At 69.1% G+C, this 18,963-nt stretch carries 15 protein-coding genes; 4 read left to right on the top strand and 11 right to left on the bottom strand.

The genetic code is table 11. The features are described from left to right. Positions 1–72 precede the first annotated feature (72 nt). A complete protein-coding gene (locus AB4120_RS04165) occupies positions 73–1,323 on the top strand; it encodes an Hsp70 family protein (protein WP_441641878.1) in 1,251 nt (416 codons plus the stop codon). A gap of 33 nt (positions 1,324–1,356) precedes the next feature. Here the strand turns inward: AB4120_RS04165 and AB4120_RS04160 are convergent, their stop codons facing one another. The 8 genes from AB4120_RS04160 to AB4120_RS04125 form a co-directional block, all read right to left on the bottom strand. Beyond that, positions 1,357–2,055, bottom strand: a complete 699-nt coding sequence (locus tag AB4120_RS04160; protein WP_441641877.1) for a phosphorylase — start codon at positions 2,053–2,055, stop codon at positions 1,357–1,359. Continuing rightward, on the bottom strand, positions 2,052–4,070 hold the full coding sequence (shc, locus tag AB4120_RS04155) for a squalene--hopene cyclase (protein WP_441641876.1): 2,019 nt from the start codon (positions 4,068–4,070) through the stop codon (positions 2,052–2,054). Before shc ends, AB4120_RS04160 begins: the two co-directional genes overlap by 4 nt. A 78-nt stretch (positions 4,071–4,148) precedes the next feature. Next, on the bottom strand, positions 4,149–4,997 hold the full coding sequence (gene hpnD, locus AB4120_RS04150) for a presqualene diphosphate synthase HpnD (protein ID WP_149139040.1): 849 nt from the start codon (positions 4,995–4,997) through the stop codon (positions 4,149–4,151). Between the two features lie 201 nt (positions 4,998–5,198). Further along, positions 5,199–5,804, bottom strand: coding sequence for a DUF2889 domain-containing protein (locus tag AB4120_RS04145; protein WP_441641875.1), 606 nt, complete (start codon positions 5,802–5,804; stop codon positions 5,199–5,201). Between the two features lie 98 nt (positions 5,805–5,902). Next, the gene (locus AB4120_RS04140) at positions 5,903–7,051 is read right to left on the bottom strand and encodes a porin (RefSeq protein WP_149139042.1); all 1,149 of its coding nucleotides are present in this window, start codon (positions 7,049–7,051) and stop codon (positions 5,903–5,905) included. A gap of 274 nt (positions 7,052–7,325) precedes the next feature. Next, positions 7,326–7,988, bottom strand: a complete 663-nt coding sequence (locus tag AB4120_RS04135; RefSeq protein ID WP_441641874.1) for a hypothetical protein — start codon at positions 7,986–7,988, stop codon at positions 7,326–7,328. A gap of 13 nt (positions 7,989–8,001) precedes the next feature. Further along, complete coding sequence (locus AB4120_RS04130; RefSeq protein WP_441641873.1) at positions 8,002–9,132, bottom strand: CaiB/BaiF CoA transferase family protein; 1,131 nt, start codon at positions 9,130–9,132, stop codon at positions 8,002–8,004. Between the two features lie 89 nt (positions 9,133–9,221). Further along, positions 9,222–10,196, bottom strand: coding sequence for a tripartite tricarboxylate transporter substrate binding protein (locus AB4120_RS04125; RefSeq protein WP_149139044.1), 975 nt, complete (start codon positions 10,194–10,196; stop codon positions 9,222–9,224). Between the two features lie 283 nt (positions 10,197–10,479). Here AB4120_RS04125 and AB4120_RS04120 point away from each other — a divergent pair, with 283 nt between their 5' ends. The 3 genes from AB4120_RS04120 to AB4120_RS04110 all read left to right on the top strand — a co-directional run bounded on the left by AB4120_RS04120 (position 10,480) and on the right by AB4120_RS04110 (position 15,517). After that, the gene (locus AB4120_RS04120; RefSeq protein ID WP_149139045.1) at positions 10,480–13,287 is read left to right on the top strand and encodes a LuxR C-terminal-related transcriptional regulator; all 2,808 of its coding nucleotides are present in this window, start codon (positions 10,480–10,482) and stop codon (positions 13,285–13,287) included. A 164-nt stretch (positions 13,288–13,451) separates the two neighbouring features. Beyond that, positions 13,452–14,537, top strand: coding sequence for a Zn-dependent alcohol dehydrogenase (locus tag AB4120_RS04115; protein WP_149139046.1), 1,086 nt, complete (start codon positions 13,452–13,454; stop codon positions 14,535–14,537). Positions 14,538–14,596: 59 nt separating this feature from the next. Next, positions 14,597–15,517, top strand: a complete 921-nt coding sequence (locus tag AB4120_RS04110) for a TauD/TfdA dioxygenase family protein (protein WP_149139047.1) — start codon at positions 14,597–14,599, stop codon at positions 15,515–15,517. A gap of 112 nt (positions 15,518–15,629) precedes the next feature. On the opposite strand, the gene AB4120_RS04105 is transcribed toward AB4120_RS04110, so the two are convergent. The 3 genes from AB4120_RS04105 to AB4120_RS04095 are packed head-to-tail and all read right to left on the bottom strand — an operon-like array spanning position 15,630 to position 18,854. Further along, positions 15,630–16,460, bottom strand: coding sequence for an SDR family NAD(P)-dependent oxidoreductase (locus tag AB4120_RS04105; RefSeq protein WP_441641872.1), 831 nt, complete (start codon positions 16,458–16,460; stop codon positions 15,630–15,632). Between the two features lie 30 nt (positions 16,461–16,490). Beyond that, on the bottom strand, positions 16,491–17,678 hold the full coding sequence (locus AB4120_RS04100; protein ID WP_149139048.1) for a lipid-transfer protein: 1,188 nt from the start codon (positions 17,676–17,678) through the stop codon (positions 16,491–16,493). Positions 17,679–17,714: 36 nt separating this feature from the next. Then, positions 17,715–18,854, bottom strand: coding sequence for an acyl-CoA dehydrogenase family protein (locus AB4120_RS04095; protein ID WP_441641871.1), 1,140 nt, complete (start codon positions 18,852–18,854; stop codon positions 17,715–17,717). Positions 18,855–18,963 lie beyond the last annotated feature (109 nt).

Below are 18,963 nucleotides of genomic sequence, written 5' to 3'. Positions count from 1 at the left end.
TGGCCATTGCGTCTGCCCGGGTCGCCCGGCTCCACTACAATAGCGGCCCAGAATTCAAAGGTAGGCAGAACAATGTCCCACGCTTGCGGTCTCGACTTCGGCACCTCCAACTCCACGGTTGGCTGGCTGCGCCCCCACCAGCCGGTGCTGTTGCCGCTGGAAGATGGCAAGACCACGCTGCCGTCGGTGATCTTCTTCCACGCCGAGGACCCGCTGGTCAGCTACGGCCGCGCCGCGCTGGGCGACTATCTGGCCGGCTACGAGGGCCGGCTGATGCGCTCGCTCAAGAGCCTGCTCGGGACGTCGATGATGGACGACAGCACCGAGGTCATGGGCCAGGCCATGCCCTTCCGCCAGTTGCTGGCCCATTTCATCGGCGAACTGAAACGCCGCGCGGAACAGGCCGCCGGCACCACGTTCACCAAGGCGGTGCTGGGCCGGCCGGTGTTCTTTATCGACGAAGACCCCAAGGCCGACCAGTTGGCCGAGGACACGCTGGGCGAGATTGCCCGCGCGGCGGGCTTCCAGGACATCGCGTTCCAGTACGAGCCGATTGCCGCCGCGTTCGACTACGAGGCGGGCATCTCGGGCGAGGAACTGGTGATGGTGGCCGACATTGGCGGCGGTACGTCCGACTTCTCGCTGGTGCGGCTGTCGCCGGACCGCGCCAAAAAGCTCGACCGCAAGGCCGACATCCTGGCCAACGGCGGCGTCCATATCGGCGGTACCGACTTCGACCGCGCCCTGAGCCTGGCCAGCGCCATGCCGCTGCTGGGGCTGGGCAGCCAGCTGCGCAACGGCAAGGAAATGCCGTCGAGCCAGTATTTCGACCTGGCGAGCTGGCACACCATCAACCTGCTCTACACGCGCAAGGCGTGGTCGCTGGTGATGGACAACTACCGCGACGCCGCCGAGACCGAGAAGCTGGACCGCCTGATCCGCCTGATCAAGGACCGCGCCGGCCACTGGCTCGCCATCCAGGTGGAAGCGGCCAAGATCGCGCTGTCCGAGGAGGAAAAGACCTGGGTAGACCTGCACCGCATCGCCCCGGACACCCAGCTGCTGATTACGCGCGATGACTTCGATGGCTCCATCGCCAAGCTGGTGACCAAGACCGAGAGCACGGTACGCCACATGCTGGACACGGCTGGCGTGACGGCGGAGCAGGTCGATACGATCCTGTTCACCGGCGGCTCCAGCAGCGTGCCATTGCTGCGCCAGCGCCTGGCGGAACTGCTGCCGGGCGCCAAGCGCGTGGAAGGGGATCTGTTCGGCGGGATCGGCTCGGGCCTCGCGCGCGATGCGGCGCGCAAGTTTGGGTGAGCCGATTCGCCGGGTAGTCGGTTAGGAAATGTCCTAAGCCAGCGCCGAGGCAGGCAGGGCGAATTCCTCGCCCAGCGCCCGGCGGGCGGCTTGCAGTGCGCGGCGGGCTGCCGCGGCGTCCTGGCCCAGGCGCAGCAGGCCCGGCAGGTGATGGGGGGCCTTGAGCAGGCCGATGAGGATGGCGCCGATATCGGTGCTGCCATCGGCGCCCATGCCGGCCACGGCCAGCGGCGGCACGGGGCGGTCGGCCGGGTCCACCACCACGCGCAGCGCGGTGAAGGGCAGGCCATGCGCGTGGGCGGCACGGGCGGCGATGTGCGATTCCATGTCCACCGCCAGCGCGCCGTGCAGGCCATGCAGCGCGGCCTTGTCCGCCACGGTGGTGACGGCGGTGTCGGCGCCGGCCAGCAGGCCGGGTACCGCCTGCGGCAGCGCGCGGCGTAGCGCGGCGCTCCAGAACGGGTCGGTGCGGAACGATTCGGCGCCGGCGCGCACGCCGGTGGCCACGATAACCGTGCCCGGCGGCAGCGTCGGGTCGAGCCCGCCCGCCACGCCAAAGCTGATCACGCCGGCGAAGCCGCCCGCGCGGCCATCCTTCAGGGCCTGGTCCAGCGCCCGCGCCAGCGCGGCGTCACGGCGGCCGTACAGGGTTTCGATTCCAGGGCCGGCGGCGATCTGCGCCTCGAAGCGCATGCCGCTCACCGCCAGCACCGGGGCGTGGGCGGGGCTCACAGGCCCCATGCCACGGCGTGGTTACCCTCGCGCAGCAGATTGCGGAAGCGCGCCAGCGCCCACAGCGGGAAGAAGCGCGCGTAGCCGTGGTAGCGCAGGTAGAACACGCGCGGGAAGCCCACGGCCGTGAAATACGGCTCATCCCAGAAACCATGGCTGGCCTGCGTGCGCAGCAGGAATTCCACGCCGCGCACCACGGCCGGATGGTCGCCGGCGCCGGCTGCCATCAGGCCCAGCATGGCCCAGGCGGTCTGCGACGCCGTGCTCGGCGCGCGCTCGTAGCCGCGATAGTCGAGCTTGTAGCTGTCGCCGGACTCGCCCCAGCCGCCGTCCGGGTTCTGGATCGACAGCAGCCACTTGGCCGCGCGCTGCACCTCGGGCGCGTTGGCGCCGATGCCGGCGGCGTTGAGGCCGCACAGCGCGCTCCACGTGCCATAGATATAGTTGGTGCCCCAGCGGCCAAACCAGCTGCCGTCCGCTTCCTGCTCGTCCAGCAGGTAACGCAGCGCGCGCGCGGCGGGCTCGCTGTTGGCCGGCATCTGGCCGAGCTGGCAGAGCATGGCCAGGCAGCGCGCCGAGACATCGGCGGTGGGCGGGTCCAGCAGCGCGCCGTGGTCGGCGAACGGGATGTTGTTCAGGTAGAGATGGGTGTTCTCGGGCTCGAAAGCGCCCCAGCCGCCGTTGCTGCTCTGCATGCCGACGATCCACTCGCAGGCACGCGCCACGGCGGTCTTGTAGCGGTCGGTCCGGTCGCCCTTGTCGGCGCGGTCCATCGCGGCAGCCACCACGGCGGTGTCGTCCACGTCCGGGTAGTGGGCATTGGCGTACTGGAAGGCCCAGCCGCCGGGCCGCACGTCCGGGCGGCGCACGATCCAGTCGCCCTTGAGGTTCAGTTCCTGCAGCGGCACCAGCCAGTCCAGGCCGCGCGCGGCGGCGGCGATGGCGCGCGGCTCCCCCACTTCCAGCAGCGCGTGGCTGGCCAGCGAGGTGTCCCAGACCGGCGACAGGCACGGCTGGCAATAGGCTTCATCGTCGCGGACCACCAGCAGCTTGTCGATCGAGCGGCGCGCGATGGCGCGGTCCGGGTCGTTCGCGGGCACGCCGAGTACATCGAACATCAGCACCGAATTGACCATCGCCGGGAAGATGGCGCCGAGGCCATCCTCGCCGTTCAGGCGCTCCACGGTGAACGTGCGGGCACGCTCGATGGCCCGCGCGCGCAGGCTGCGCGGGAACAGCGGCTCGGCCACGCGTACCACCGCGTCCAGCGCGCGGAACACGCCCACCCAGAGCGGGCTCTGGTGCGGCGCGCGCGCGGGCAGCCGGGTGGACTGGGCTGGGCGCACGAACAGTTCGTCGATGCCGATCTTGCGCGGGTTGCGCGCCTGCGGGCGCAGGCTGTTCAGCACCAGCAGCGGCACGATCACCGTGCGCGCCCAGTACGAGACCTTGGAGAGATGGAACGGGAACCACTGCGGCAGCAGCATGATTTCCACGGGCATCATCGGCACGGCCTGCCACGGCATCACGCCGTACAGGGCCAGCAGGGTGCGGGTGAAGACGTTGCTCGCCTCGGCGCCGCCCATGCCGTGGATGGCGGCACGGGCGCGGCGCATGTGCGCGGCCTCGGGGTCGTCGCCGGCCATCTTGAGCGCGAAGTAGCCCTTCACGCTGGCGCTGATGTCGGACGCCCCCGCGTGGAACAGCGGCCAGCCGCCATCGGCGTTCTGGATGCGGCGCAGGTAGTTGGCGATCTTGCCCTCGAGCACCGGGTCGGCCGGCTCGCCGAGGTAATGCACCATCAGGATGTATTCGGCCGGGATGGTGGCGTCGGCTTCCAGCTCGTAGACCCAGTGGCCATCGGCCTGTTGCTGGGCGAGCAGGGTATCCACGGCATGGGCGATGCCGGCGTCCAGCGGGTCCGGCAGGGCAGGCTGGGCGAGCCGGTTCACGCTGGCGGCCAGCGCGTCGGTGGTGGCGAATTCGGGGCGGGTGATCGTTGCGGCCTGGTTCATCAATTCTGGGGGCACTTCTCTCTCTGCGGATGGCGCGGCAAGCGGCCGCGCATCCTCTTCCATATTAGGTGTGTCGGGTCAGGCGATGGCATGCCGGAGCAGGATCCACACCAGCTTGGCCTTGGGCACGCGCACACGCGTACGCGGCGGCTGCCAGCCACGCGCCAGCAGGCGCGTGAGAATGCCGTGGTAAACCTCGAACATGATGCGCGGCGAGCGCACCACGCGCGCCGGGCAGCGCGCCATGATGGCGGCGGAGGCGTCGTAGTGGGCCTGGGCTTCCCGCGCAAGGCCCTGGCAGACCGTGCCGATGGCGGGGTGATGAATCACCGCGTGCGGCGTGCCGATCGGGATGCCGGCGGCGGTCAGTGCCTCGGCGGGCAGGTACAGGCGGCCGATGCCGGCGTCCTCGTCGATATCGCGCAGGATATTGGTGAGTTGCAACGCGCGGCCCAGGTGGTGCGCCAGCGCAATGCCGGGCGCTTCTTCCAGGCCGAACACGCGCACGGCCAGGCGGCCCACGGCGCTGGCCACGCGGTCGCAATAGGTGTCCAGCGTGGCGGCGTCCGGCGCGACGATGGTCGCCACGACGTCCATGATCATGCCGTCGATGACGTCGCAGAAGTCCTGCTGCTGGAGATTGAATGCCTGAATCTGCACATGCAGCGGCTCCAGCGCGGCGGGCGCCCGGCCGGCGTAGCAGGCGGCGATGTCCGCGCGCCATTGATCGAGCGCGGCCAGGCGATCGGCGTGCTGGGTGTCGCCATCGGCAATATCGTCCACGGCGCGGCAAAACGCGTAAATCTCGAACATGGCCTGCCGCTGGGAGGCGGGCAGGATGCGCATGGCCGTGTGGAACGAGCTGCCCGATGACACGGCGGGCCCCGCGAGCGGGGCGCCTGGCGTTGCGATTTCAGTACCGGCCACGGATTTCCTCGGCACGCTTGTCGGGTCCGCGGGGCCTGTCAGACGCCGTCCGGTGGACTGCCATGGAAACTGCGGGATGGCGCTGTGCGGACGGAGCCGCGGGCGTTGCGCGGATTCGGAGTTTTTTGAAGTCGGGCGATTATAACAACTTCATTGCAGGCGAGTCATGTGACGGGGGCGACACTAAATGTGGATGGCGCATCACTCCTGCGGGGTCATCTCCGGCACCGGTGCCGCCCTGCGGTGCATCGGCCAGATGACCTGGGCGGCCTCGCCGTCCAGGCGGTAGGCATGGCAGGTGCCCAGCACCCAGGGCTGGGGCAGGGGCGTATCGCCGTTGAGCTTGGTGTGCCAGGGCGTCACCTCGCGCTCGATCGACATCATGGTCTGCATGGCCGTGGTGGCCAGCGGGCCGAGCAGGTCGGTCAGGTGCGTGCAGCCGCGCGCGCCGGCCAGCCGTTGCCGGGCCGCCTGGTTGAAGCCCTTGCCGATGCGCAGCCCGATTAGGGCGGCGTAGGCGGCGTTGATGTCGGCGCAGTAGGGGGTGGGGCCGGTCTCGGTGCGGGCCTCGAAATGGTGGATCACCAGACCGGCATCGATCGTCATGGTCAGGTGCATGCGGTGCAGGTGGCCGCCGGCGGGCAGGTCGGTGAAGGGCATCTCGGTGGCGACGGCGGAGATGTCCTGCATCTCGGCCTCGATGTCGTAGCGCCCATCGTCGCGCAGGTAGCCGCGGCACTGGATATTGCGGGTATGCCGCAGCGTGCGGCCGGGGGGCATTGTGGCGTCTTTTACGGTGTTGGCCATGGTTGTCATCCTTGGGACTGTCGGGGGTCTGCAAGGATGATGCCGTTCCTGGGGGGGTGGGGGGGCCCCCCAGGAAAGGGTGGCCCGGGGGATGCCGGTCAGAAGATCTGGCGCACGCCGATGGTGACGCCGACCATGTTCTGCTGGCCAGACATGGTCGGGTACTTGAAGGCGTAGGCGGTGGCCAGGCCGTCGAAGCTCAGCCCGCCATTGTGGGCGTAGCCGACCGACATATAGACGTCGGTGCGCTTGCTGAAGTTGTAGGTGGTGGTGAAGGTAACCTGCTGCATGTTGGGCGGATTGGTCTCGGCTGCGGTTGCCGTGGCGCGCGCGCCCTTCACGTCCGCGTAGTAGTAGGCCAGCGAGAGGCCCCAGGCCGGCGTGGCCTGGTAGTTCACACCCGCCCACCAGTAGTCGTCACGCAGCAGCGTGGCGCCGCTGGCGAACTCGCCCTTGTTGTAGCGATAGCCGAGCGTGAACTTGAACGGGCCGGTGTTGTAGAGGCCCGCCGCGCCGAGCTTGGTCATCTTGCCCGGCGCGCCGATCTGCGCCGCCGGACGCCATTCGTCGGCGGCAATCGACAGGCCCAGGCCGGTGCCGTTCAGGTACATCAGCGAGGCGCCGTAGCCGGTGTTGTCCTTGAAGTTGCCCGGCACCTCGCCGGCGCCGCCGTTGGCCAGCGCGATGGCGGCGTTCTGCACGGCCACGCCGGTGCCGAACGAGAAGTGCGCGGTGGCCTGGAGCGGGCCCCACTTGCCCATGTACTTGGCCATGTTGTCTTCGCGGTAGTTCAGGCCCATCCACCAGATGCCCGGCTCGTACGTGGCGGCGAAGCGCATCGGCGCAAAGTTGGCCATGCCCTCGAAGAACGAGGTGTACTGGCGGCCGAAGGTCAGCTTGCCGAAGCTGGCATTCTGCAGGCCGACGAATGACTGGCGATTGAACAGCGGCACGCCCTGCAGGGCGCCGCTATCCCACTGGAAGCCGCTCTCGAGCACGAACAGCGCCTGGTTGCCGGCGCCGAGGTCTTCCACGCCGCGCAGGCCCCAGCGCGAGGCGGACAGGCCGCCCACGGAGGGCATGCCAACGCGGCTGCCGCCCTGGTTGGGCGTGGCGGCCGAGGACGCGACCCGGTTGACGTACTCGATGGAACCGTCGACCACGCCATACAGCGTGACGCTTGTCTGCGCATGGGCCGTGATCGTGAGCGGGGCCAGCGCCGCCAGGGTAATGAACTTCCGTTTCATGCTTGAGGGTCTCCTTATCGTTCTAGGAACCAGCGCATTGGCTGGCTGCGCGCTCGCTCTCGCGGCGCACGCACAGTAGAGCGCGGATGCCCCGGAAACCTGCCCACTCCGGATGGGCGGACTGTCGCATTTGCGCACTACCCATCCGTGCAGACCCTTACCTCCTTCACGTGCGCTTTCCCCCAAAAAAAAATCCGACCGTGAGGTCGGAGTAAAGACCATCGCCGGAACCGACATCCAGCGATGGAGGGACTGTTCGGAAAAACGTCAAACCTCAGCGGTACAGCGGCGCCGCGTGCCGGGCGGGCACCACGGCCCAGACGGCAAACGGCTCGAAGGGGGGCACGCGCCGCACCCATTGCGTGGCGCAGGTGCCGCAGCGATACCGGCATTCGGCTGGCCCATGGGGCCGCGGCGGCTCGCCGGCGCCATCCCGCTCCAGTTCGGCATGGGGGGTGTAGCGGCGGATGTCCTGGCGCAGGTCGTCGCAGTCGCCGCACATGTGTGGCACGGCGGATGGCGCTGCCGATGCCGATGGTGCGGGCATCGACGCTGCCGCGGTGTCATCGCGCATCGGACGGATGCCCGGCGCGCGGCTCCAGCGCTGCACGCTGGCCCAGTACAGCGCGCGCAGGGCGCGGTCCGTGGTGCCGGCGGCGGTGCGCCGGCCGATTTCCAGATGCCCCTGCTGGAGCAGACCCTGCTCCGCGCCGCAGGCCAGGCAGACCAGCTGCCGCCGGCCCTGCGCCTGCCGGATCCACTGGTCGAGCAGCCGCGCGCGCGAGGCCGCCGCGTCGCGGCTGGGCATGCCATGCCGGGCCAGCGTGCGGTCCAGTTCGTCGCGCACGGCGCGCACCTCGGCGATCAGCGCGGACAGCTTCGGCTGGAGGCGCCCGGCCGATTGCGGCGCGGCGCCGCGTTGCGTTGCACTCGCCATGGCAACGCTCCACTCAGCCCTTGGCGGGGGTACGCCAGACGCCGGCGGCGGCGCCTTGCGCCAGCCCGGCCGCGATCTCAGCCGTATGCTGGCCCGGCGTCGGGATGGCGCCGGGCTTGCGCGCCTCGCCGTCGAAGCGCGGGGCTGGCGCGGCCTGGAGCCGGCCTTCGCTCTCCACATAGATGCCGCGCGCCACGTTGTGCGGGTGCCTGGCCGCTTCCTCCGGGCTCAGCACGGGGCCGAAGCAGACGTCCGTGTTCTCCAGCAGCGCGCTCCATTCGGCACGGGGGCGGCTGGCGAACAGTTCCGCGAAGTGGCGGTGCAGTTCCGGCCAGCGCTTGCGGTCCCACTGCCGCGCGAAGCGCGGGTCCTCGGCCACGCCGAGCTTTTCCAGCAGCAGCGCGTAGAACTGCGGCTCGATCGACCCCACCGTGATGCAGTGCCCGTCGGCGCAGCGGTAGGTGGCGTAGAAGTGCGAACTGTCGAAGATGTTGTCGCCGCGCTGGCCGGTGACGAAGCCCTTGGCCTGCGTGGCGAGCAGCAGTTGCAGCATGTGGGCGGAGCCATCGACGATGGCCGCATCGACCACCGTGCCCTTGCCGGTGGCGCGCGCATTGAGGATGCCGGACAGCAGGCCGATGGCCAGGTACAGCGCGCCGCCGCCGATATCGCCCACCAGGGTGATGGCGGAGGAGGGCGGCTCGACCGGGCCGCCGTTGTAGTACAGCGCGCCGGACAGCGAAATATAGTTGTTGTCGTGCCCGGCGGCCTGCGCCATCGGGCCGGACTGGCCCCAGCCGGTCATGCGGCCGTAGACCAGGCGGGGATTGCGCGCATGGCAGGCATCGGGGCCGAGGCCCAGGCGCTCCATCACGCCGGGGCGCATGCCTTCGATCAGCGCGTCGGCGTCCTCGATCAGGCGCAGCACCAGTTCGCGGCCCTCCGGCGTTTTGAGGTCGGCCACGACCGAGCGCTTGCCCCGGTTGATCACATTGCCCGCGGGGGGCGGCGTGCCCGTGCCCGTGCCCGAAGGCAGGCTGCGTTCCACCGCGATCACGTCCGCGCCGAGGTCCGCCAGATGCATGGCGCAAAACGGCCCCGGGCCGATACCGCAGATTTCCACGATCTTGATGCCAGACAGCATGATGTTCCTACCGTTGGATAAAAGGAGGAGCCTAGGTTACGGTCAGGCCCGCCCACCCCCTCCCCCCCGCATCGGGTAGGTAGCGCCGCTTAGTCCAGCCGGGCGCCCGTGCTCGTCACCAGCCGCTGTTGCACGGGGTACATCGCCTCGTAGTTGGCCAGCGCCTGCTTGCTGCTGTTGCCGATCGGCTCCATGGCGATGGCGCGCATGCGCGCGCGGATCGGCTCCGAGGCAATCGCGGCGCGCGCGGCACTTTCCAGCTTCTCGACCACCGGGGCCGGCGTGTTGGCCGGCACCATCATCACCATGCGGCCGGTGACCTGGAACTCCGGGTCGGTCAGGCCGGCCTCGGCCAGCGTCTGCACGTTGGGCAGGCCGGGCAGGCGGCGGTCCGCCGCCACCGCCAGCACGTTGAGCTTGCCCGATTCGACGAACGGCTTGGCGGCGAAGGCGGAGACGAAGGCAAGGTCGATCTGGCCGCCCACGAGATCCTGGATCATCGGCGCCTCGCCCTTGTAGGCCACGTGCGTGATGTCGGCCTTGCGCGTGCGGGCCAGGTGCGAGCTGACCAGATGGCCGTAGGAACCCACTCCCCATGAGCCGAAGCTGGCGGGGTGGTGCGCGGTCCAGTCCAGCAACGCCTTCATGTCCTTGGCTGGCACGTGCGGGCTGGCCACCAGCAGCACGCCGGCGCTGCAGATCTCGGTGACGAAGGCCAGTTCCTTGCGGGTGTCGTAGGGCAGCTTCGTATACAGGAACTGATTGTTCAGAATCGCCTGGGTCAGCGTGATGCCAACCGTGTAGCCATCGGCGGGCGCCTTGGCCACCACATTCGTGCCGATCATGCCGGACGCGCCGGGGCGGTTCTCGACGAGGATCGGCTGGCCGAGGCGCTTGCCCATGTCATCCGCCAGCGCGCGCGAGACGATGTCGGCGGCGCCGCCCGGGGTGAACGGCAGGACGAACATGATCGGGCGGGTCGGGTACGGTGACTGCGCGGCCGCTGCCTGGGCGAGGCATGCCAGCATGAGCATGCCGGTCAGCATGCAGGTCTTCTTGAGCATTCTGTCTCCTGGTCGGCGCGGTGGGGCCGCGCGTCGTGTTTTGGGCGCTGCGGTGGGAAGGGATCCCTGCCGCCGACGCCATCATGCATGGCGCGTGCGCGTCACGACCCACCCGCTCCGGGTGGACGATGGGGAGGCCCGCCCCCCCACGTGTGCCGGAAACCCAGGCGCGGCGCGGCCTCCAGACTGACCCCGATGGTCCGGGCGCCGGGGCGTCTCTATAATGCTGGCTTCCCATCGCGCAGAACGCCTGCCTGGGTGACGAGCCCGGCACAATCGACACATGTCTTCGTATGACCCGGCGCCGAAGCCATTGTCGGAGGCTTCCGCGCGCAACTTCGAGCCCATCGCCGGTACCAAGCTGGTGCCGCCACGGCCCGCGCGCCGTCCGCTGGCGCGGGAGGCCCTCGCGGCACGCCTGCTGGAGGCGCGGCACAAGCGCTGCGTGATCGTGCAGGGGCCGGCCGGGTGCGGCAAGACCTCCGCGCTGGTCAGCTGGCGCCAGTCGCTGGTGTCGCTCGGCTTCGAGGTGGCGTGGCTGTCCCTGTCCGAGGAGGACGACGATCCGGCGCGTTTCTTCGATTGCCTGCTCGCCAGCATCGGCCTGATCGATGCCGGCATCGTGCGGGACGCGGCCTCACTGGTGGGCGATGGCAGCGATGCCTCGGCCATCGAGCATTGGGTGGTCACGCTGATCGAGGCCATTGCCGCGCAGCCGCGCGACGTCGTGCTGATCCTGGACGATGTGCATCACCTCGAGGACCCCCGCATCTGGCAGATGCTGCAATGGCTGTTCGACTATGCGCCGGCGCACCTGCACGTAGTGCTCTGTTCGCGCGCAGCGTTGCCGCTCTCGCTGGCGCGCCTCGATTCGCAGGGGCTGGTGGCCACGCTGGACCTGCGCGACCTGCGCTTCAGCCCCGAGGAGTCCGAAGCCTATCTGCGCGACCAGCTTGGCGATATCCCGCCGCGTGACGCACGCCGCCTGCACGAACTGACCGATGGCTGGATCGCCGGCCTGCAGCTGTTCGCGCTCGATATCAAGGCCAAGCACGGTACCGGCACGCCGGGCTTCTTTCCCGGTTCTACCAGCACGCTGCGCGACGCCAGCGCCTTTGCCGACTATTTCGAGCACGAGGTACTGCGCCAGCTCGGCACGGAGGACCAGGACCTGCTGACCTGCGTGGCCATCTGCAGCCGGTTCTGCGCGCCGTTGTGCGCCACGCTGGTGGGCGAGCCGCGCGCCGTGGCGCGCATGACCACCCGGCTGGTGCGGCTGGATAGCAGCAACCTGTTCATCATCCAGGTCAGCGGCCACGACCATGAGAGCTGGTACCGGCTGCATCCGCTGTTGCGCGAGGTGCTGCTGGCGCGCGTGGTACGCATGCCGCAGGCCCGGCAGCATGCGCTGCATGCGGCGGCGTGGCGCTGGTTCGAGCAGCGCGGGCAGGTGGAGGAGGCGGTCCGGCACGCGGTGATGGCTGGCGAGGCCGGCGCGGCGGCCGACGCCATCCAGACCTGCGCGCCCGAGCTGCTTGCGCGGGGCGGCTTCCGCCAGCTGAGCGGCCTGCTGCGCCTGCTGCCCGCCGCGCAGATCGAATCGCGCTTCGCACTGCAACTGATGCAGGCCCACGTGGATCTGCGCTCGCTCAGGCTGGACGCCACCGCGCGGACCATCCCCCGGCTGGAGGCGCAGGCCGCCGCGCTGGGCGCCCGCGAGCGCTTCGCCGTCATCGTGCTGCGCGGGGCCATGGCGCTGATGCGCGACGATATCGGCGCGGCGGTGGCCCTGCTGCCCGAACTGGAAGCCGCACCCCCCGATGCCGACGATTTCGTGCTGACCTCGCGCGCCAACGTGCTGGGCTGGCTGCATATGCACCGCGGCGAGTACGAGCGCGCCCGCCAGGTACTGGCCGACGGCACGCATCACGGTGGCGGCGGCATGCTCAGCAACCTGATCGGGCGGTGCCTGTCTGGCCTGAGCCTGTCGATCGAAGGGAAGATGCTCCAGGCCGAGCCGGTGTTCCGGCAGGTGCTGCACGAGGCCGACCAGCTGGGTCCCGAGTACGTCGGCGTGGCCCACATGGCGGCGGTGCTGCTGAGCGAGACGTTCTACGAACTCAATGAGATCGACGCCGTCTGCACGCTGCTGGAGCGGTGGATCGGCCAGCTGGAAACGGCGTCGGTGCCGGATGCGACGCTGCGCGCGCTGCTGATGCTGTCGTTGTCGCACCGTGTGGCCGGCCGGCGCCTGGAGGCCGCGGCCTGCCTGGACCGCCTGGAGGATTACGCGGTACACAACAACCTCGACCGCCTGCTGGTGATGGCGCTCAATGTGCGCTCGCGCTGGCAGTTGCGCGAAGGCGAGACCGATCTGGCCGAGGCGACCATCGAGCGCGTGCGCAAGCTGGCCGCCGTCAACGCGGATCGTACCGATGTTTGGGAGATCGCGGCGCACGCGCAGCTTGCGTGCATCGGTCTGTGCCTGCATCGGCATGATTTCGACGGGGCGCTGGCGCGGCTCCAGCCGATGCTGTCCAACTCCGTGCTGGCCTCACGCGGCCGGCATGGCGCCATCGTCCATATGCAATGCGCGGTGGCGGAGAACGGCCGGGGCAATGGCCGCGCCGCGCGCGAGCACCTGGTCGAGGCGCTGCGCCTGGGCCACCGGCTGGGGCTGCTGCGCAGCCTGCTCGATGCTGCCACGGGCGGCGTCACGCTGATGCGCACGGTGCTGGCCGAAGCCACGCTCGATCCCGTACTGGCGTTTTATACGAAGCGTCTGCTCGAGGCTTCGGGCCGCTGGCGCGAGCGCGAGGCGCCCGTGGCGCCGGCCCGCCGCTCGGCGCCGATCAAGGCCCTGAGCGAGCGCGAGACCGAGGTGCTGACCTTGATCTCGCAGGCGATGTCGAACAAGATGGTGGCACGCACGCTGGCGGTCTCGCCCGAGACGGTGAAGTGGCATCTCAAGAATATCTTCATGAAACTGGGCGTGAGCGGACGCGACGAGGCGGTGGCCCTGCTGCGCGACCTCGCCGCCGATGCGCCCGCCAGCGGCAAGCCGTCTGGCAGCCGTCCGCCTTCTCTGTAGTCCCGTAGTCCTGCCGTCCCGCCGTACTGCTGCCCCCCCCGTACCGGGGAGGGGTGGCGCCGCCGCACCGCTGTAACGTCCAGATCCGTGGGCGGGCGTCCTTCCGGCATCTCTCCTGGCATGCCCGCCTGTTTGTCCGTCCCATCGCATGTAGAGGTTCAGCCATGAAAGCTGCGGTATTCCATCGTCCCGGCCAACCCCTCAGTATCGAGGACATCGCCATCGCCAAGCCCGGCCCGCGCGAGGTGCTGATTCGCACCCGCGCCGTCGGCGTCTGCCATTCCGATCTCCATTTCGTCGACGGCGTGTTTCCGCACCCGGCGCCGGTGGTGCTGGGCCATGAGGCCGCCGGCGTGGTGGAGCAGGTGGGCTCGGAGGTGCGTACGGTCAAGCCGGGCGATCATGTGGTGACCTGCCTGTCGGTCTATTGCGGCCACTGCGAGCACTGCCTGACCGGGCACCTGTCGCTGTGCGAGTCCCCCGACACCCGCCGGGCCAAGGGCGACGAGCCGCGCCTGGCCTACCAGCACAAGCCGATGCCGCAGTTCGCCAACCTGTCGGCGTTTGCCGAGCAGATGCTGGTGCACGAACACGCCTGCGTGGCAATCCGGCGCGACATGCCGCTGGACCGCGCCGCGCTGATCGGCTGCGCCATCACCACCGGCACCGGCGCGGTGGTCAACACCGCCAAGGTGGCGCCCGGCGAGACGGTTGCCGTGATCGGCTGCGGCGGCATCGGCCTGGCGGCGATCAACGGTGCGGCGCTGGCCGGGGCCGGGCGGATCATCGCCATCGACATGCTCGACAGCAAGCTGGAACTGGCGCGGCAGTTCGGCGCCACGGACCTGATCCGGGCGAAGGACATCGACGTGGTGGCGGCCGTCCGCGAGCTGACCGGGCAGGGCGTGCATCACGCCTTCGAGTGCATCGGTCTGAAAGCCACCGCCGAGCAGGCCTTCGGCATGCTGCGGCGCGGCGGCACCGCCACCGTGATCGGCATGATCAAGCCGGGCACCAAGCTGGAGATCGACCCCTTCCACCTGCTGTACGAGCGCCGCATCCAGGGCTCGATGATGGGCTCCAACCGCTTTCCGGTGGATATGCCGCGCCTCGTCGATTTCTACATGGCGGGCAAGCTGCATCTCGACCAGATGATTTCACGCCGCCTGCGGCTCGAGCAGATCAACGAGGCCTTCGACGAGCTGCGGCGCGGCGAACTGGCGCGCTCGGTGATCGTGTTCGACAGCTAAACCGCCCCGCACGGCCACGCGGGGCGGCATTCCCACGACGATAAAACGAGGAGACCACCATGCAACTTGCAGCAACCGCCGTCGCCGAAGACGCGACCCCCGCGCGGACTCATACCCGGGACGCTGAGTCCTGGCCGTTTGGCGTGCGCCGCTCCACCCCGGCGATCGGCGCCGAGATCACCGGCATCGACTTCGCCCGGCCGCTAGACGACGACACCTACCTCGCCCTGCGCCGCGCGCTGCTGAAGTTCAAGGTGCTGTTCTTCCGCGACCAGCCCATCACGCCGGCGCAGCACGTGGCCGCGGCGCGCCGCTTTGGCGAGCTGGAGGTGCATCCGATGATCCCGCATCATCCGGAGCACCCGGAACTGGTGGTGTTTGGCCGTGACGGCAGCGCGCGGGGCCGTGAGAATCTCTATCACTCAGACGTGACGTGGCGCGAGGTGCCGTCGATGGGCTCGATGCTGCGCTGCGTGAGCTGCCCCGAGGTGGGCGGCGACACCATCTGGGTGAACATGGTGGCGGCCTACGAGAACCTGCCGGACGAGATCAAGGCGAAGATCGCCCGGCTGCGCGCGGTGCATGACGCCATGCCGACCTTCGGGCAGGCCCTCTCCGACGCCAAGATCGAGGAAATGCGCAAGAAATATCCGCCGATGGTGCATCCGGTGGTACGCACCCATCCGGAGACCGGCGAGAAGATCCTGTTCGTCAACGAGGGATTCACCACCCACTTCGACAATTTCAGCAAGGTACAGCCGTACCGTATCGGGTCCGATTTCCGCCCCGCCGAGCTGGACCTGCTGCAATACCTGTTCCGCCAGGCCGCCGCGCCCGAGTATCAGGTGCGCCTGAAGTGGGCGCCGGACACCATCGCGCTGTGGGACAACCGCGCCACGCAGCACTATGCGGTGCAGGACTACTTCCCGGCGCCGCGCCATATGAACCGCGCCACCATCATCGGGGATCGCCCGGTCTGATTGCCGCGACGTAACGCGCAGACGTCACGCGCCGGGCAGGGAATGAAAAACGGGGCGCATGCCGCAGTGGCATGCGCCCCGTTCTCATTGGGGCGTGGGGCTCAGAAGGGGCTCAGAACCCGCCGCGCCCGCCGCCGCAGATGATGGTCTGGCCGGTCACGTAGTCGGACTCGGGGATGCAGAACATGAAGACCGAGCCGGCAGCTTCCTCGGGCGTGCCCGGGCGGCCCAGCGCGATCTCCTTGCTGGCCTGCACGATGCGCTCCGGGTTCACGCCGACCTTGATGTCGCGCCCTTCGATGTTGACGGTCTTCTCCTCGGCGGTCGGCTCGGTCAGGCGCGTGGCGATAAAGCCGAAGGCCACGCAGTTCACGTTGACCTTCATGCGGCCCCACTCGCGGGCCAGTGTCTTGGTCATGCCCATCACGCCGGCCTTGGCCGCCGAATAGTTGACCTGGCCGGCGTTGCCCTGCGTGCCGGAGATCGACGAGATATTGACCACCTTGCGGAACACCTCGCGGCCGTCCGCCGCCTCGGCCTTGCTGACCTCGCGGAAGTAGGGCTGGGCGGCGCGCAGCAGGTTGAAGGGCGCTTTCAGGTGGCAATCGATGATCGCGTCCCACTGCTCGTCGCTCATCTTCTGGATCACGTTGTCCCAGGTGTAGCCGGCGTTGTTGACGATGATGTCGATGCCGCCGAAGGCTTCCAGCGTCGCCTTGACGAGGCGGTCGCCGAAATCCGGCGCCGTGACGTTGCACGGAAAGGCCAGCGCCTGGCCCCCGGCGGCACGGATCTCCGCCACGACTTCGCTGGCCGGTGCGGCGTCGAGGTCGTTGACGACCACGCTGGCGCCTTCACTGGCGAATTTCAGCGCGATGCAGCGGCCGATGCCGCGCCCCGCGCCGGTGACGATGGCGACCTTGCCTTCCAGTTTCCTGCTCATGATGTGGACTCCTTTGGTAGATGGGTAGCGTCAGTGCTTGCCGTAGAGCGTGACCACGCACGCGCCGCCAAGACCGAGGTTGTGTTGCAGGGCCAGGCGCGCGCCCTCCACCTGGCGCTTGTCCGCCGTGCCGCGCAGCTGGTGGGTCAGTTCGTAGCACTGGGCCAGCCCGGTGGCGCCGAGCGGGTGCCCCTTCGACAGCAGGCCGCCGGACGGGTTGGTCACGACCTTGCCGCCATAGGTGTTGTCGCCGTCCATCACGAACTTCTCGCCCTCGCCGGTGGGGCAGAAGCCGAGCGCCTCGTAGCTCAGCAGCTCGTTCTGGGCGAAGCAGTCGTGCAGCTCGCATACGTCGATGTCCTGCGGGCCCACGCCGGCGCGCTCGTACACCTGCTGCGCGGCGGCACGGGCCATATGGCCGCCGACGTAGCTGATCATCGAGGGCGGATCGAATGACTCCACCGGGTCAGTGGTCATCGACTGGGCCAGGATGACCACATCCGAACGCAGGTTGTGCTTGCGGGCGAAGCGCTCCGAGACGATCAGCGCGGCGGCGGCGCCGCACGTCGGCGGGCAGGCCATCAGGCGGGTCATCACGCCGGGCCACATCACCTTGTCGTTCATCACGTCCTCGGTGGTCAGCACGTTGCGGAACAGCGCCAGCGGGTTATTGGCGGCGTGGCGGCTGGCCTTGGCGCGGATGGCGGCAAAGGTCTCCATGCGCGTGCCGTAGCGCTGCATGTGCTCCCGGCCTGCGCCGCCGAAGCTGCGCAGCGCCTGGGGAATGTCCGTGACGTCCTCGGTCAGCTTTCTCAGGATTGGCTGGAAGCGTGCGCGGGTGGGCGGGCGGTCGTCCCAGTGGGACTTCAACGCGCCGGCCTGCATCTGCTCGAAGCCGAGCGCCAGCACGCAGTCGGCATCGCCCAGCGCTACCGCCTGGCGGGCCAGGTACAGCGCGGTGGAGCCGGTCGAGCAGTTGTTGTTGACGTTGACGATGGGAATGCCGGTCAGGCCCACCTCGTACAGCGCGGTCTGGCCGCAGGTGGAGTCGCCGTAGACATAGCCCGCGTAGGCCTGCTGGACCAGCTCGTAGCCGATGCCGGCATCGGCCAGCGCGCGGCGCACGGCTTCGGCGCCCATGTCGGTGTAGCTGGCGCTGGCGCCGGGCTTGGCGAACGGGATCATGCCCACGCCGCCGATGATGACTGTCTCGCTCATGTTCATCCTCTCTCTATTGATGGAAGCCGCCGGCCGTTACAGCTTGCGGGCAATCAGGTCGCGCATGACCTCGTTGGCGCCGCCCACCACGCGCGAGACGCGGTAGTCGGTAAAGGCCCGTGCGATGGGGTACTCGAGCATGTAGCCGTAGCCGCCGTGGAGCTGGACCATGTCGTCCAGGCATTTCCACAGGGTCTCGGTGGCATGCATCTTGGCGATGGCCGCCTCGTTCACGGTCAGCCTGCGGCGCAGGTGCTCGCCGAGGTAGTAGTCGACCATGGTGCGGATTGCCACGGCATGCGCCTTGGCGTCGGCCAGCTTGAAACGGGTGTTCTGGAAGTCCCAGATCGTGCCGCCGAAGGCCTTGCGCCCCTTCACGTAGTCCACCGTGAGGCCGAGCAGGCGCTCCAGCGCCACGGCCGCATAGAGCGCGATGATCAGCCGCTCCTGGGCCAGTTCCTGCATCAGGTAGCCAAAGCCCTGGTTCAGCTCGCCGAGCAGGTTGCTGGCCGGCACGCGCACGTTGTCGAAGAACAGTTCGGCGGTGTCCGCAGCGGGCTGGCCCACCTTGTGGAGCTTGCGGCCGCGGCGGAAGCCTGCGCGGTTGGTTTCCACCATGATCAGGCTCACGCCCTTGGCGCCGGCGGCCGGATCGGTCTTGCAGATCACCATGATCATGTCGGCGCTGGTGCCGTTCGAGATGAAGGTCTTGCTGCCGTTGATGACCCACTCGTCGCCGTCCCGGACCGCCGTGGTGCGGCAGGCCTTGACGTCGGAGCCGCCACCGGGCTCGGTGATCGCCACGGCGAGGATGGTCTTGCCGGCGCAGATGTCGGGCAGCCAGCGCTGCTTCTGTTCCTCGGTGCCCAGCCGCGCGATGTAGGGCGCGACGATGTCCGAGTGCAGGGAAAACCCCGAACCCGAGATCCCGGCGTGGTGCGTTTCCTCGAGCACCACCGCCGAGTGGCCGAAGTCGCCGCCGCCGCCACCATACTCGGTGGGGATGGCCACGCAGAGCAATCCTTCGCGGCCGGCTTTCAGCCAGGTCTCGCGGTCTACGCGGCCGTCCGCGTCCCACTGCGCCTGGCGCGGGGCGCATTCGCGCTCGAAGAAGCGCCGCGCACTCTCGCGGAGCATTTCGTGGTCTTCACGGAAAACGGTACGGGTTACTTCCACGGCACACCTCCTCTTCTGGTTATGGTCGGCGCGGCGTGGGGGCACCCGCGGCCTGACGGAGATGATGGCGGGGGGGCCGGGGGACACGGCCTCCCCGGTTTGGGGAGGC

It is taken from the genome of Cupriavidus sp. 2KB_3 (assembly GCF_052115685.1).
GTDB lineage: Bacteria > Pseudomonadota > Gammaproteobacteria > Burkholderiales > Burkholderiaceae > Cupriavidus > Cupriavidus campinensis.
Note: the sequence above shows the minus strand (reverse complement) of the source record. Positions and strands in the feature narration are given on the sequence as shown.